10 protein-coding genes are annotated in these 16,131 nt (G+C 47.2%); 6 read left to right on the forward strand and 4 right to left on the reverse strand.

Features of this window, described 5'->3' with window-relative positions; translation table 11 throughout:
• The first annotated feature begins 649 nt into the window (after positions 1-649).
• The 5 genes from QUB39_RS26830 (at position 650) to QUB39_RS26850 (ending at position 10,543) form a co-directional block, all read left to right on the forward strand.
• The gene (locus QUB39_RS26830; RefSeq protein ID WP_333314319.1) at positions 650-1,795 is read left to right on the forward strand and encodes a sulfate ABC transporter substrate-binding protein; all 1,146 of its coding nucleotides are present in this window, start codon (positions 650-652) and stop codon (positions 1,793-1,795) included.
• A gap of 101 nt (positions 1,796-1,896) precedes the next feature.
• A complete protein-coding gene (gene cysT, locus QUB39_RS26835; RefSeq protein ID WP_333209815.1) occupies positions 1,897-2,757 on the forward strand; it encodes a sulfate ABC transporter permease subunit CysT in 861 nt (286 codons plus the stop codon).
• Positions 2,747-3,625, forward strand: a complete 879-nt coding sequence (gene cysW / locus QUB39_RS26840; protein WP_333057939.1) for a sulfate ABC transporter permease subunit CysW — start codon at positions 2,747-2,749, stop codon at positions 3,623-3,625. The genes cysT and cysW overlap by 11 nt, the downstream gene beginning before the upstream one ends.
• A 214-nt stretch (positions 3,626-3,839) precedes the next feature.
• A complete protein-coding gene (locus QUB39_RS26845) occupies positions 3,840-4,199 on the forward strand; it encodes an NIL domain-containing protein (protein WP_333231441.1) in 360 nt (119 codons plus the stop codon).
• A gap of 962 nt (positions 4,200-5,161) precedes the next feature.
• Positions 5,162-10,543, forward strand: coding sequence for a DUF4347 domain-containing protein (locus tag QUB39_RS26850; protein WP_333485196.1), 5,382 nt, complete (start codon positions 5,162-5,164; stop codon positions 10,541-10,543).
• Positions 10,544-10,607: 64 nt separating this feature from the next.
• Here the strand turns inward: QUB39_RS26850 and QUB39_RS26855 are convergent, their stop codons facing one another.
• Entirely contained in the window at positions 10,608-10,988 is a 381-nt protein-coding gene (locus QUB39_RS26855; RefSeq protein ID WP_333057942.1) for a cytochrome c, read from the reverse strand.
• A gap of 180 nt (positions 10,989-11,168) precedes the next feature.
• On the opposite strand from QUB39_RS26855, the gene petG reads away from it, so the two are divergent.
• Complete coding sequence (gene petG, locus QUB39_RS26860; RefSeq protein WP_006632329.1) at positions 11,169-11,288, forward strand: cytochrome b6-f complex subunit V; 120 nt, start codon at positions 11,169-11,171, stop codon at positions 11,286-11,288.
• Between the two features lie 106 nt (positions 11,289-11,394).
• Here petG and QUB39_RS26865 read toward each other — a convergent pair whose 3' ends face one another.
• The 3 genes from QUB39_RS26865 to QUB39_RS26875 form a co-directional block, all read right to left on the reverse strand.
• On the reverse strand, positions 11,395-12,477 hold the full coding sequence (locus QUB39_RS26865) for a glycosyltransferase family 1 protein (protein ID WP_333057943.1): 1,083 nt from the start codon (positions 12,475-12,477) through the stop codon (positions 11,395-11,397).
• Between the two features lie 98 nt (positions 12,478-12,575).
• Entirely contained in the window at positions 12,576-13,646 is a 1,071-nt protein-coding gene (locus tag QUB39_RS26870; protein ID WP_333057944.1) for a glycosyltransferase family 1 protein, read from the reverse strand.
• Positions 13,647-13,816: 170 nt separating this feature from the next.
• Positions 13,817-15,946, reverse strand: coding sequence for a glycosyltransferase (locus QUB39_RS26875; RefSeq protein WP_333209819.1), 2,130 nt, complete (start codon positions 15,944-15,946; stop codon positions 13,817-13,819).
• Positions 15,947-16,131: the final 185 nt, after the last annotated feature.

Raw genomic sequence — 16,131 nt, forward strand, 5'->3', positions numbered from 1 at the left:
TTTTAGATTTTAGATTTTAGATTTTAGATTTTAGATTTTAGATTTTAGATTTTAGATTTTAGATTTTAGATTTTAGAATTGAAGCATGACCCCACGGATAAATTCGGGAGCAAGTTTATCGGATACAGGTTTTTTATTTCTGGACGGATGAATCACGTGGCGGGTATCCTGGATGCTTTCGCTCAGGCATATCTCGATGGGGCGTGGGATCTTGGCATGATCCCTACATTTGGGCGATCGGTCATTCGATTTTAGATTTTAGATTTTAGATTTTAGATTGACTTGCGCGAGATAAATTCGGGGGCTTGAGGATTTTAGATTTTAGATTTTGGATTGATTCCACGGATAAATCACGTGGCGGATACCACATGAAGAAATTCGCTTGTCAACGTATCTAGAAGGCGTATCGTGCTGCCGCGCAAGTTTAGCACCTTAACTCAATCAGAGTATTTATACACTTTACATTTTACCCCGAATCTGAATCCAAAGCACCGACGGAAAAGACTTCAGGATATGCGATCGACCCTGAGTTCCCCCAATTTGTTTTTTTTGTTGCCTTTTGACTCGCTCTTGTCTATAATCGTACTTCACCACCCTAATTACGGTATTCCGACCTAATAACCGTACATTCACTAGAGGAACAAATATAATGAGCCCGTGGCAACGCCTAACTCAACACCTTCACTGGCCAAAACAGCCATCAGCCAGCACAAATCAATCATTTACTGCCATGAAAAGATTTGTATCGCTATTTTTAGTGGGAATAACTTTAAGTCTCGCCGTTGCATCCTGCAGCCAGGGAACCACCAACAACCCCGCAGGCACTCCAGGCGGTGCTACCCCAGCAGCCAACAAAGGCAACGTAGAATTAACCCTAGTATCCTTCGCAGTCACCAAAGTCGCCCACGAAGCCATAATTCCCAAATTCGTAGAACAATGGAAAAAAGAAAAAGGCCAAACCGTCACCTTCAACCAAAGCTATGGCGGTTCCGGTTCCCAAACTCGCGCCGTAATTGACGGTTTAGAAGCAGACATCGTACACCTAGCCCTCGCCTTCGACACTCAAAGAATCGAAAAAGCCGGACTAATTGAGCCTGGATGGGAAAAAGAAGTCCCCAACGAAGGCATAGTCAGCAAATCCGTAGCAGCAATAGTCACCCGCGAAGGCAATCCCAAAGGCGTCAAAACCTGGGAAGATTTAGGCAAAGACGGAGTAAAAGTGATTACTGCCGATCCCAAAACATCAGGCGTTGCCCGCTGGAATTTCCTCGCACTTTGGGGTTCGGTTGTTAAAACCGGAGGAGACGAAACCAAAGCATTAGACTTGACTACTAAAGTCTACAAAAACGTCCCCATCCTGACTAAAGATGCCCGCGAAGCCACCGACGTATTTTTCAAACAAGGCCAAGGCGACGCCTTAATTAATTACGAAAACGAGGTTATTTTGGCTGGTGAGAAAGGCGAAAAACCGACTTACACTATTCCAGACGTGAATGTGTCGATCGACAATCCCATTGCCATTATCGATAAAAACGTTGATAAACACGGTAATCGCGAAGTCGCCGAAGCATTTGTCAAATTTCTGTACAGCCCAGAAGCTCAGCGAGAATTTGCCAAAGCAGGCTTCCGCCCAGTAGATGCGACAGTAGCGGCGGAACCGGAATTTGCCCAAAAATATCCCCCCATCAAAACCCTATTTACAGCTCAAGACTTAGGAGGTTGGGGAGATATTCAGCAGAAATTCTTCGATGACGGAGCTATTTTTGACAAAATTCAAGGTTCAATTAGACAGTAGTGGCCGGGGCGGGTTTACCAGATGATTGGTTTTAGGCAATTATTTTTGGTAAAACCAGCCCCCGATCGCAATTATTCTTTCCAACTCAAAACTATTCACTTATGGCTGAATCATCTGCAATCAGTAACCCTCAATCTCCGATCGAAAATATCAAAAGGGCGATCGGCAAAATCACATTACCTTGGGGAATAACCCTAGGCTACCTCAGCTTAATGCTATTGCTCCCAGTTGCAGCATTGCTGCTGAAAGCCAGCACAGCAAACCCCGCCGAATTTTGGAAAATTGCCACCAGTCCGATCGCCCTTTCCGCCTACGATGTCACCTTCTTTACGGCATTAATTGCGGCATTAATTAACGGAGTCTTCGGCACATTAATTGCCTGGGTATTAGTCCGCTACGACTTTCCCTTAAAACGGATTATAGATGCAATCGTCGATTTACCCTTTGCGCTCCCTACCTCCGTCGCCGGTTTAACCCTCGCCACAGTTTACAGCGATAACGGCTGGATTGGTTGGTTTTTTGCACCTTTGGGAATCAAGATATCGTTTACTCGCTTAGGCGTAGGTATAGCAATGATATTTATTTCCTTGCCATTTATCGTTAGAACCGTACAGCCAGTTTTAAACGAGATGGAAAAAGAGATCGAAGAAGCAGCTTGGTGTTTAGGTGCTTCTCAATTTGAAACCTTCTGGCGAGTAGTTTTACCGCCGTTATTTCCGTCTATTTTAACCGGAGTAGCACTCGGCTTTTCGCGAGCGGTAGGCGAGTACGGCTCTACTGTAATTGTAGCTTCTAACATACCGTTCAAAGATTTAATCGCGCCCGTATTAATTTTTCAAAGATTGGAACAGTACGACTATGCAGGAGCAACAGTTATCGGCACTGTCATGTTAGGTATTTCCCTGGCAATGTTGTTCGCCATTAATCTCTTACAAGCATGGAGAAGACGCTATGACGACTAATATCAATTCACCCGCTGGTTACAAAAGTCCGCCCGCAGGTTCTAGTCGGAGCCAGGAAAAAGCTTGGGTAAAACCAACTTTAATCGGAATTGCGATCGGCTATCTCGCTCTTGTCTTATTTATCCCCACTCTCAACGTTTTTTATCAAGCCTTCAGAAAGGGATTTGAGCCATTTTTTTCTAATTTAACCTCACCAGATTTTCTTCACGCAGCGCAACTAACCCTGATAATTTCTCTGATAGTTGTGCCAATAAATACAGTATTCGGTTTGTGTGCAGCCTGGGTAATTGGCCGCAACAAATTTCGGGGGCGCACGCTATTAATCAGCCTTTTAGACGTGCCTTTTGCCATCTCTCCCGTAGTTGCAGGTTTAATGATTGTACTGCTTTACGGTCGGCTGGGATGGTTCGGGCCGTGGCTGGAGGCGGCAAATATCAGGGTTATTTTTGCCTTCCCTGGAATGGTGCTAGCGACTGCTTTTGTTACCTTGCCTTTTGTGGCCCGCGAAGTAATTCCTGTTTTGGAAGAAGTCGGAACAGATCAAGAAGAGGCGGCGAAAACTTTGGGAGCAAATGACTGGCAAATTTTCTGGAATGTCACGCTTCCCAGTATTCGCTGGGGATTGCTTTACGGAGTAATTTTGACCAATGCTAGAGCAATGGGAGAATTTGGAGCCGTCTCTGTGGTGTCGGGAAATATTGCTAAAAAAACACAAACTTTGCCTTTGTTTGTAGAGGATGCTTACAAGCAGTACGCGACGCAAGCCGCATTTTCGGCTGCGGTAGTTCTCGGTCTTTTAGCAGTTGTTACTCTCGTGCTTAAGGAGATTTTAGAACGAAAAACTAGGATTAAAGAAGTTGAAGAATAGTCATTAGTCATTAGTCATCAGTCATTAGTCATCAGTCATTAGTCATTAGTCATTAGTCATTAGGGTGCGCGCTGTGAACCTCATCCCTCAAACCACTCATTAGTAAGGTGCGGCGCTATCGACAATCTAGTGGGAAGCTCGAAAATCTCGCAGCAACGCACCCTACAAGATATTGGTACAAAATGTAAACTGAAACAAAAATTAGGAGTCCCAAATGTTAGCTCACAACACTAGCGAATCTCAATTTGAGCCGATCGACAATTTTCACAAAACCCAAGAATCAGATATTCCCAAATCTGAGATTGGCGACAGCAGACCAACTCAAACCCGCATTCGCATTCGTGTTCCTAAAGAATACCATCAGGAACCTGTAATCTCTAACCTGATTTCTGAATACGGTTTGACGGTAAATTTTAATGCCGCTTTGTTGGGTGTCAAAACTTTAGATGACGGTTGGTTTGATCTGGAACTTAACGGTACAAGTAAACAGATTGAAACGGCTCTGATGTATCTCAATGATTTAGATGTGGAAATCTGGAGCAATTCCAATTATCCCGATGAAGAAACTTGGTAATTAGTGAGTCTGGGACGCACCAACCTGGAAGATCAGCTAAGGATCGCGAATTAAATAATTTACACTCTTGAAAGTGGGATGGGCGTCCCGCCCGCCCTTTCTGGACGGGCGGGACGCCCATCCCACAAGAACCATCACGCATTCTAAGTTATTTAATTCTCATTCCTAATATTCTGGACTGACACGCATATTTTTTTCGACCCGATTTATTGAGCCTAATAGTCTCAAGTAATGTTAGTCATGAGTCAGCCTATCTCTTCCTGTAAAATAACCGTTATCAAGGTTCTAGTGAGGAATGCAAGCCTTCATAAAACTCAGAGGACTTGTTGCATTCCTCCCTACAAAGCAATTTAATGGCGGTTGTTCGTTAGCGAAGCTTGCAGAAGAGGATCGCAGGGAGCATCTCATATTTGTAAAAATACTTCTTCTGGCTCCTTCCTTCTTCCTCTTTCCTTCTGCCTCCTGCCTCCTGCCTCCTGCCTCAAAACTCCAATTTATAGCTGGGCTGCAAAGGTGAGATGCTCCCGGATCGCACATACCGATCATTCAGCAGGGAACAACTACCAAATAACACCAGCTTACAGCTAATAATCGTGATTGATGACTCTTGATTAAAAAATATCGATCGCCATCAATTAACTATTGGATTGACAATTTTTATAAAATCTGGTTTTTTCTCCATCTCTGGCATATCAATAAACAGCGCGCACGTCTTCTCCAACATTGTTGTAACAGCCGGAACAATATCCCCCTATAAAACTTCTAAACAATCAAACTAACTCAGTTATGGCAGGGCAGCATATAAAAAAAATTTTGTCAATATTCAATTTAGGTGAAATTAGGAGCGATCCTCTTCGAGGGCTTCGCCAACAACTCTCATCCGTACCGGAAAAAGCTCGATCGCTGCTGCGGTTGGTTTGTGATATGAATTTGATGTGTGCGTGTACCAGGAGAATTTGAACGTGGAACTCTATAAAGAACGGAAACACCAGATAGTTTTTGCGGATTCACAAGTTAAAAATTGCGAAAGTTTAACAGAAACGGTCAATTCCGATACAGAAATTGTTATTCTCAAAGCCGATCGCGACGGCATTGAGCAAATTGCCGAAACACTTAAACAGCGGAAAAACATTGCAGCCGTCCACATTTTGTCTCACGGCGCAGCAGCCAGCTTGCAACTGGGAGCAACAGAACTAAATCTGTGCAACATTGAAAGCTACCGCAATTATTTAGAAACATGGTTTGCTTTGCCAGCAGTCGAAGCAAACTCGAACTCTTCAATTACAGCTAAACCAGAAATTCTGCTTTACGGTTGCAACGTCGCCGCCACAGAAGCAGGTGTGGCGTTCGTCCAAAGGCTGAGCCAGCTCACGGGGGCAAATATTGCCGCTTCCGATAACTTGACTGGCAATGCTGCGTTGGGGGGAGACTGGGAACTCGAAGTAACTACGGGCAACATAGAAACACCTTTAGCATTTTCGGCTGAGGCGAGGGAAGCTTACAGTGGCGTACTGGCTGACTTGAACCAAAGGACTGGCGACTTTAACGGACTGGTAAATGCCATCAATGTTGCCAACATCAACACTGGCATTGACACGATCACTCTCACTGCCGATATTACCCTCGCAGGGCAATTGCCGAGAATTACCGACACCACCACTATTGTTGGCGGTGGTTTCAAGATCAGCGGCAATAACAACCGTGCCTTCGTAGTTGATAACACAACATTTAACATCTCAAACCTCACCATTGATTCCGCAAAAGCAGTAGGCAACGCAGGAACCATCGGTGGTGGTGGCGCCGCAGGCTTAGGTGGCGCCCTTTTTATCAACAGCGGTACAGTCACAGTTGACAGAGTTACTTTTTCTAATAACTCTGCCGTTGGCGGTGCAGGTGCGGCGGGGAATGGTGGCAAGGGTGGTAGCGCGGATCTGGCTACTGTCTTTGGAGGCACAGCAGGGACAAATGGTAGAAATGGTAGAAATGGTCTACCAAGTAATGGCGCTGCCGGTGGGGTTGGCGAAGATGGCGAGGCTGGCGGTACTGGTAATGCTGGCGGTACTGGCGGTATTGGCGGCACTGGCGGTACTGGTGTTGGCGGCACAAACGGTGGTGCTGGTGGCATTGGTGGTGCTGGTGGTGCTGGTAGTGTTGTCGGTAGTGGCGGCGGTGGTGGTGGTGCCGGTGGCGGTGGCGGTCCTGCTGGTACTGGTATTCCAGGTAATGGTGGCAATGGCGGTGTTGGCGGTGCTGGCGCCTTTGGTGGCGGCGGTGGTGCTGGCGGTACTTCTGGTACAGGTGCGGTGCTTGGTGCTATCGGCGCTGGAGGCATTGGCGGCTTCGGCGGCGGTGGCGGTAGTGGCAATATTGCAAGCGCTGGAGGCACTTTTGGCGGTGCTGGTGCTACTGCTGGCGGCGGCGGTGCAGGTTTAGGTGGCGCGATTTTTGTTGGCGGTGGCACTTTGACCATGACCAACAGCACCTTATATAGCAACACAGTTACGGGTGGCAATGCTGGTAATGTTGCCGCAGGTGCGGGTACAGCCGCAGGTGGTGCAATTTTCGTCAACTTAGGTGCTACAGCTACCCTCACTAACAACACGATCGCTTATAACTCTGCAACAGCCGCCACAGTTGGCACACCGGCTAGTCTGATTGCTAGTGCCGGAGGAATTTACAACAACGGCGGTACAGTTACAGTCAAAAACACGATCGTCGCTGGCAACGTTGCTACTACCGACACTGATGTTACAGGGACATTCACAGGAAATAACAACCTGATTGGGGTTCTCGGCACTAGCACTGGTTTCACAGATCAGGCATTAACGGTTCCTTTGGCAAATGTATTAGCTCCAGCAGCCTCTGCCGGACTCAACGGTGCAACTACCGGCCCGTTCACCCTTGCCCTAGTTGATAACAGCCCGGTCACAACTAGCAGCAACCCTGCAATTGGTGGGGGCGACCCGACAATAACGGCAGTGGGCGCTACAGCTTTTGACCAACGAGGTACTGGCTTTCCTCGAAAAATTGACAATACTCTTGTCAGCAAACCGAATATTGACATCGGTGCTTACGAGTACGGCCCAGTGGTCGTGGGTCAGAAATTCAACGACCTGAACGGGGATAGCCTGCAAGGTGCCGCGGCAACTGAACCAGGTCTAGGTGGCTGGACTATTACCGCAGGTACGAAGACTAATGTAACATCTGCGGTTGCTGCCACTCTCGGCCAATACACTCTCACGGATACTAAGGCCAATACAGCGATCGCAGAAACGTTACAAACCGATTGGGTGCAGACTTTAGCACCAACGGTGACGACTGGTACTGCTGATGTTACGGGTGCTAACTTCGGCAATTTCCAACTGACATCGATCGCGGGCAAAACCTACACCGATCTCGCGGGCAACGCCGTTTTAGATGCCACCGACACCACATTAAACGGCGTCACGGTAACTTTATACAAAGACACCAACAACAACAACACGCTAGAAGTCGGCACAGATACGGTTGTGGGCACTCCACAAACCACTGCGGGAGCCGGAGATTACACATTCGCGGATATAGGCCCCGGCAATTACCTGATACAAGCCACTGCCCCAGCCAACTCCACTATCTCTTTCCCCGCTGCCGCACTTCCCGTTACCGCCCAAAGCGGTACTCCCGTCACCGGTCAAAACTTCGGCATTTTCCAAAACATCACCGTTAGCGGCACCAAATTCACCGACCTCACAGGTAATAGCTTCTCTGCTGACGACACCCCCCTCAACGGCACTACCATTCGCTTGTTCAAAGATACTAACGATAACAGCACTTTAGATAGCGGTGATACGGAAATTGCCTCTCAAGTTACCGGTACAGCGCCAGCGGCGCCTGGGACGTATAGCTTTGCCAACGTCGGCTCCGGTCGGCACTTTGTGAGAGAAGACGTGCCGGATGGTTTCTCACAAACCGCCGGCCCGACTTTTTATCCAATTAACCCGGTCAGCGGCACAAACATTACGGCTCAAAACTTCGGCAATTTCCAACTAGGCAAAATCAGCGGGATCAAATTTAATGACCTCAACAAAAATGGCATCCAAGATGGGCCAGAAGAACCACCGCTAGGAGGCTGGACAATTTACTTGGATGCCAACGACAGCGGCAGCCAAGATGCAATACCAGGCGAAACAGGCACCAACGCCACCGTCACCGATGTCGCCGGTAAGTATCAGTTCACCAACCTGCCAGCCGGCACTTATACAGTGCGGGAAGTGCCACAAACCGGCTGGACGCAAACTGTACCCCCCGTCAACCCAGCTAGGCCTACTGTTCCCGGCGCGTTTACGATCGCCGTCACCAGCGGCACAGACTCCCAAAACAACAACTTCGGCAACTTCAAGCCCAACTCGATTAGCGGTCTGAAGTTCAATGACCTCAACACAAATGGCATCCAAGATGCGCCAGCAGAAACAGGACTACCCAACTGGCAATTCTTCCTCGATACCAACGATAACGGTACTCTCGACACTGGGGAACCGAACACCCTCACCGATGCCACCGGCAACTACAAATTCCTCGATTTGTCAGCCGGAACCTATAAGGTGCGGGAAGTCTTGCAGCCTACTTGGACGCAAACTACCTCCGACCCGGCGGACATCACTGTCACCAGCGGTCAAGATATCGCTAATATCAACTTCGGCAACTTCCAGTCGAGCACTATCAGCGGTCAAAAATTCAATGACCTCAACAACAACGGCGTTAAGGATGCCGGAGAATTGGGGCTAGCTAACTGGCAAATATTCCTCGACAGTATCACTCCCGATGGCATCTTTCAGCAGGGCGAACCGACTACCATCACTGATGCAGCGGGCAACTACACTCTGCGAGATATACCTGCAGGTACTTACCAGGTAAGGGAAGTCCAGCAAAACGGCTGGACGCAGACGACCCCTAACCCCGCTCCCGTTACGGTTAATCCCTCGGATAACATCACAGGCATTGACTTCGGCAACTTCCTGCCCCAACCGGGGGCGATCCGAGGTCTGAAGTTCCAAGACACCAACAACAATGGCACTCAGGATGCTGGAGAACCGGGTTTACCCAATTTCCAAATTCAGTTAACCAATGTCGTAGCTGGAACTGCTCCTGCTCCTGTTACTACTACCACAGACAACAGTGGCAACTACCTGTTCGCGAACCTAACGCCGGGAACCTACCGCGTCAGGGAAGTCAACCAAACTGGGTTTACCCAAAGCACACCCGACCCTGCCGACATCGCCCTAACTTCAGGCGCTATTGTTACGGGCATCAACTTCGGGAACTTCCCAGCGCCGCCGCCGCCGACGCCGACTCCGACGCCGACTCCGACTCCGACGCCGACTCCGCCGCCAGTGCCACTGCCACCTGTACCGACGCCGACGCCTGCACCTGCGCCGACGCCTGCACCTGCGCCGACGCCTGCACCTGCACCTGCGCCGACGCCTGCACCTGCACCTGCGCCGACGCCTGCACCTGCACCTGTAACGACGCCGACGCCTGCACCTGTACCGACGCCGACACCGACACCGGAACCTGTACCGACAGATTTGGTTTGCCCTGAGAACTTCCCCAGGATAGCTACTCCCACTGAACCAGGTACTCCGACCGCGGGTAATGTGATCAATGGCCCTAACGGGGACGATACGATCGTGGGTAGTGCTGGCAGTGACTCTATCTTCGGGTTGAGCGGCAACGATTTGATCTTTGGTCGAGGGGGCGGTGACTATATCAATGGCAATACGGCCAACGATACTGTCTATGGAGGCATCGATAGCGATACTCTCTTTGGTGGCAAAGGGTTTGACCTGATTTTTGGCGATCGCGGTAACGATACGATTTATGGCAATCGTGGCAACGACTCTATTTCTGGCGACGAAGGCAATGACTTATTGTACGGGGGCAAAGCCGATGACGTAATTTTGGGAGGCGCTGGCGACGATGTGCTCTTTGGCGATCAAGGCAATGACACTCTCTGCGGCGACGACGGTAACAATACCTTAATTGGCGGCAGCGGTGATGATTTGCTCTTTGGTGGCACCGGCGATAACTTGCTCTTTGGTGGCATTGGCAGCGATACCCTCGTCGGTGGCAGTGGCAGCGATGGTTTTGTCTTATCAGCGGGGGGAGGAATTGACACGATTTTCAACTTCACTGCAGGAGTTGATTCGATCGAGTTGGTGGGAGGCTTGGACTTCAATCAACTGTCGTTAACCGAAACTAATGGCTCGACGGCGATCGGAATTGCCAACAGCGACCAGATTTTGGCTATACTGACGGGCGTACAGCCGAGCCAGTTATCGGCTCAGAGTTTTAACTTGCTGGTTTAGTCTGCCGATCAAAGTTTCGAGTGTCAGCCAAAGAAGGGGAACGAATTCCGTTCCCCTTCTTTGGTCAAATTTGTTCGAGATACTTCAGCAAGTCGGCCATTTCTTGCGGACTCGGTTGAAACTGCGGCATTGGTGGGGTTTGCCCGCTGGTGACTTGCCGGATCAGATCCAATTCGGATTTGCGCTCGGAAACTCCGTGCAAGTTGGGCCCGACTTGACTGTCTGAAACGGAGATGTGACAACCCGCACAGTTCATTTGAAAGATGGCGGAACCCTGAAACGGGTTGCCCGTGAGGGATAGGACGCTTTTGACGTAAGGATCGGCGACTTGAAATTGACGTATTGTGATAATTGCCAAGATGATGGCAAGCAACACCGCTAGCGCAAATATGGCAAGTCGCTCGATCGGGTTTTTAATTTCATTCCTGGCAAGTTGGTTATTCAAAGGAGTTCAATTAAAAATAGTATCTACAAGAAAATTTATTTCTCATAACATAGCTTAATCGTTCGCAGCGGGGAGAGCAAGGTCTGAGACCCACGGAAGGCTGCTTTTGGGAAAATTCATCTGTGTAAGTGCTGGTAATATTAAAAATAGGTTGTTAAATCTTAACGTTGAGGAGCTCTCATGGTAGAACCGCTACTTTCAGGTATTGTTCTGGGTCTAATCTTTGTTACTCTGGCGGGGCTGTTTTTTGCTGCTTATCAGCAGTACAAGCGCGGCGATCAGTTGGGTATCAATAAGTAAAAGGCTTGTAGGGGCGGTGCCTTGAGTGCCCGCCCTGCCTTGAGTGCCCCCCGACTCATCCGTGTATCCGTGTCCAAATCCGTGTTGGGCTATTCGCCTTTGTTTGTTAAAGATATCGATCGAGAATAGCAGCAGTTTCCAAGCCTGTTTTTTCCCAGCTAAATTGTTTTGCCCTAGCCAAACCGAGCTCCCGCAAGTGCGATCGAACTTTGGCATCGACTGCAAGCTCTTGCATAGCAGAGGCAATTTCCTCGACGCTGTAGGGGTTGACTAATAACGCGCCGTCCCCCGCCACTTCGGGCATTGAAGACAGGTTAGAGGTGATGACAGGAGTGCCGCACCCCATTGCTTCGAGCACGGGGAGCCCGAATCCTTCCCAAAGACTGGGGAAAACCAGGGCGATCGCTTGGTTGATGACTTTGGGTAAGTCTGCCGCGGGGAGGTAATCTAGGAATTTTACTCGATCGGCCAATCCCAATTCTTGAACCTGCGCCTTCAGTAGCGGGGTATAGCGTTTGTCTTCCGAACCTGCTATCCACAATTCGTACTCGGAATTATCATGCAAAGCAGCAAAGGCTGCTACAACTCGCTGCACGTTTTTATACGGATTGTGGCGGCCGATATAAAGAAAATAATTGCTTGTTGGCAAGTCTAAAAAACGGAAAAAACTGGTATCGTATCCGGGGAAAATTGGCGTAATTAAATTAGTAGGAATATTGCAAAAATTAGCGATATCTTTGGCAGTTGATTCAGAGTCACAAATGACGTGTTGAGCCTGCCGCAGCACTTGGGGAATGTAGTAGCGGTGGTAAGGTGTCAGAGGATCGAAGCGGCGGGGAAATCGCAGCGCTATCAAGTCATGTACTGTAATTATATAGCGGCAACCTGCAAATAGAGGAGCTTCGGGAATTGGGGAAAATAACAGGTTAGATTTTAGCTGTTTGTAAATTTTGGGGAGTTGGGTTTGTGTCCACAGCAATCGGTTGATGTGTCCTTTGGTTCCTTGTTCGGGTGTTAGGTTGGCGGGGATTTGGTAGCAGTTGTTATTGGGAATTTTTTCGGCTGTTAGTAATGTTGGGTTGAGGGGTTTTAGGTGGGGAAATAGGTTTTTGGCGTAGATGGCTAAGCCGGTTGGTTTGGAAATTAGGAAGGAGAGGTTGATGAGCAGGTTGGATTGGGGATTGGGCATGGGATAATATGTAGAGTGCGGTTTTTGGGTGGGATTTTTTTTATTTAACCGCAGAGGGCGCAGAGGACGCAGAGAGGAGAAAGGAAGAGAGGGAAGATTTAAAGATATTGTTGTAAGATGTTGGCGGTTGCTTTTCCGGTTTTGTGCCAACTAAACTGAGATGTTCTGGCTAAACTAGCAGTTTTTAAGTTCGATCGCACTTTTGAATCTGTGGCTACTGTTTGCATGGCTTCGGCTATTTCTGGGATGCTGTAAGGATTGACTAATAATCCGGCATCTCCGGCTACTTCTGGCATTGATGACAGGTTGGATGTGATGACTGGTGTGCCGCAAGCCATTGCTTCTAAAATTGGTAAGCCGAATCCTTCCCAAAGTGTAGGGAAAACTAGGGCGATCGCCTGATTCATCAGTACGGGCAATTGAGAATAGGAAACGTAACCGAGAAATTTTACCAAAGATTGTAAACCTAATTCTTCAACTTGTGCTGTCAACTGCGGCGTGTAGGCATTGGGAGGCCCTGCTAGCCACAATTCGTAGTTTGCGCGATCGGGTAAACTCGCAAATGCAGCAATTAATCTCTCCAAGTTTTTGTAAGGATCGTGTCTGCCGGTATAAAGAAAATAATTTTTGGCGGGCAAGTCGAGATATCTAAAATTAATATTATCGCAAGCTAGGGGAATGGCGGTCATTTTCTTAGAGGGAATCTGAAAAAAGTTAGCAACATCTGCCGCCGTTGCTTGAGAATCGCAAATAATGTGTTCTGCTTGTCGCAAAACCTGCGGTATGTAGTAGCGGAAATAAGCTGTTAATCGAGAAAACCGTTGGGGAAATCGCAAAGGAATTAAATCGTGAACTGTGACGATGTAGCGGCAGCCGGAATACAAAGGTGCTTCGGGAATAGGCGAAAATATCAGGCTTGACTGCAATTTTTTGTAAATTTTAGGTAAGTTGAATTGAGTCCACAGCAGCCTGTTAATTTGTCCTTTTGACCCTCGATCCGGTGTCAGAGTTTCTGGGATTTGATAGCAAGTATAATTGTTAATTTGCTGGGAAGTCAGTAATGTTGGTTCTAGCGGTTCCAGTTGCGGGAAAAGATTAGCGGCGTAAGTCCCGATTCCAGTTGGTTCGGGTGTTAAGAAGGACAAATTGATTAACAGTGAATTAGACATGATTTTAGGGAAAGATATCCGGCGACTGGAAGTCGCGACTACACATACAAAGTCCGCCTACGCGGACTAAAGAAAACGCTAATAAAATCGACTTTGATATTAGTCCTATGCAAGAGGACTTTAGCTTTGAGCCCGGGGTTTTAACCCCTGGTGGACTATTTAATTAGCCTTTAAGTTCGATCGAGCATTTGAGCTATATCGGCAGGATTTGGCAGCCGAATTGTAGCATACTCTTGGTGAATAATATCAAAAAAACTATTGACTTTTTTCTCAAAATGTGCAAGTCTAAAGTTCTGACTGCGTTGCTGTGCACCAGCTTGAAGTTCTGCTAGCAAATCGGGATTAACAATTAGTTGATGTGAATGCTGGCACAGTTCCTCAACGGTATTGAACAAAAAGCCCGATCGCCCATGTTCCACAATTTCCGGTTGGCCGCCACCGTTGAAAACAATCGGAGCACAATAGTTGTGCATTGCTTCCACAGTCGCCATCCCGAAATGCTCAAATCTTTGAGGATTGACTTCACCCAAACCGCAGCCGTGCCAAAATATACTTGCTCTAGCATAAAGTGATTTTACCTCATCAAAGTCAGCATTGACTTTTAGCTCGATCGCCCTTGAATCTTGCTTCAATAAGTTCTGAACAGTCTTTAAATAAGGATTTTTCGGAATGCTGCTGCCAACCAAAATTAGTCGCCATCCTTGAAAATCTTCGGGATAATCCGCTAGCAAACTGCGGAAAGCTTTAATTAGTTCAATTTGCTTTTTTGTTCCCCCAGCTTCAAACTGTCCCACAGCCAAAATTATTTTTTCTTTCGGCACTTTAACTGTTGCCATTTCCACGGGCGGATAAAGCAGAAAAGTTGGCTGTAGGTTCCAGCGTTTTTCCAACCACTTGACGGTAAATTGACTGTTGACAATAATGAAAGTGTAATCATCGACAGCAAAGTGACGGTTGCGGAAGGTATTGGGAAAGTGACAGAAAAATACTGAAATTGGCGACAGTGGTTTAACTTTTTCCAGTTGGTTCGCGTTGATGAAAATATCGTAGTTTTTGCTTTCTCTGGCAATTTCATCAAAGGGATTTTCCATATCTTCCACGATGATGCTGGAATCGATGCACTGCATTCCGCGTTTATCGTAAAACGCCAAGGGCATAATTTTAATTTTGCATCCTGAAAGGTTGAGTCCGTACCACGATTCTAAGTCGGAAACAGCAACTGGTTTGTTGGCGATAAAAGTAATGTCAAATTCATTTTGCAGCAGCGAGGCGAGGGTAGCAACGTATTTTTGACCGCCACCAATAAAATGCAGTCCGTGATCGTAAATGGCGATCGACATTTTGCGATCGCCCCGAACCACCTGTAAGCGAGACAAAATGCGATCGATCTTCATCCGACTGTAAATCACCGCCAACTTTTCCGACAACTGTGGCAATACAGTTTCGATGATTTCTGGTTTCTGATAATCTAGCAGTTTTTTAATCGCTACAAATATACTCTCGAACAGCAAATCGTACTGCTTGTTAGTAAAAAAATCCGAAGTATGAATTCCTTTGACTAATTGCAACGGTTCATGTTTTGCCAAATACAAAAACCGATTGCGGTTGCAGAAATACTCGGTAAGTTTGCTACCTTTACTCGAACCCCGATACTCGTGATGGGCGATGGCGGCGGGAGTATAAAGCATTTTCCAACCGCGTTTGTGGCAGCGTTTTGCAAACTCTACATCCTCAAAATACATCACAAAATCTTCATCTATAGGCCCCACATCTTCCAGACATTTCCTGCGGAAAAGCACCGCCGCCCAACAAAGCCCTTCGACTTCCCGTTCTGTATCGTACTGTCCCGCATCTTTTTCGCCAAAACCGACATCTTGCCAATAAAAATTAGGTAATTGCTGAATACCAGCGCTGTTAATTCGCCCGTCTTTAAACAACAATTTGCCGCTAGTCGCACCTACTTCTTTATTAGTTTCTAGCCGTTTTACAAGAATCTCTAACCAGCGACTGTCAAGGGTAGCATCGTTATTTAGAAAGCCGATATATTGCCCTTTTGCTTCGCTGATGCCGAGGTTGAGGGCTTTCGCAAAGTTGTTGGCGGAGTTGACAAAAATCCGAACTTTGGGAAATAGTTCGCGCAGGGAATTAACGGAATCGTCTTGAGAACAATTATCAATTACAATTAAATCAAGTTGCGATTCGGGATACGCAAGTTTTTGTAGAGATTTTAAGCAATCTTTCGTGTGGCGCAGACCGTTATAGTTGACTATAATTAACGAGCATATGGGCAGTGCAGTCATTCGATTTTAGATTTTAGATTTTAGATTTTAGATTGAGGAATTTAAGGATTGAAGAATTTTCGATTTGGGATTAAATCATTGAAAATTTGAATCATTGAAAATTTGAAGGATTGAGGAATTTTCGATTTGGGATTTAGGATTTTAGATTGAGGAATTGAATAATTTTCGATTTTTGATTGAAGCAT

Source organism: Microcoleus sp. AT8-B5 (genome assembly GCF_036705565.1).
GTDB lineage: Bacteria > Cyanobacteriota > Cyanobacteriia > Cyanobacteriales > Microcoleaceae > Microcoleus.

Coding starts and splice junctions, on each gene's coding strand:
- QUB39_RS26830 (WP_333314319.1), top strand. CDS start 650: ATGAGCCCGTGGCAACGCCTAACTCAACACCTTCACTGGCCAAAACAG.
- cysT (WP_333209815.1), top strand. CDS start 1,897: ATGGCTGAATCATCTGCAATCAGTAACCCTCAATCTCCGATCGAAAAT.
- cysW (WP_333057939.1), top strand. CDS start 2,747: ATGACGACTAATATCAATTCACCCGCTGGTTACAAAAGTCCGCCCGCA.
- QUB39_RS26845 (WP_333231441.1), top strand. CDS start 3,840: ATGTTAGCTCACAACACTAGCGAATCTCAATTTGAGCCGATCGACAAT.
- petG (WP_006632329.1), top strand. CDS start 11,169: ATGGTAGAACCGCTACTTTCAGGTATTGTTCTGGGTCTAATCTTTGTT.
- QUB39_RS26865 (WP_333057943.1), bottom strand. CDS start 12,477: ATGCCCAATCCCCAATCCAACCTGCTCATCAACCTCTCCTTCCTAATT.
- QUB39_RS26870 (WP_333057944.1), bottom strand. CDS start 13,646: ATGTCTAATTCACTGTTAATCAATTTGTCCTTCTTAACACCCGAACCA.
- QUB39_RS26875 (WP_333209819.1), bottom strand. CDS start 15,946: ATGACTGCACTGCCCATATGCTCGTTAATTATAGTCAACTATAACGGT.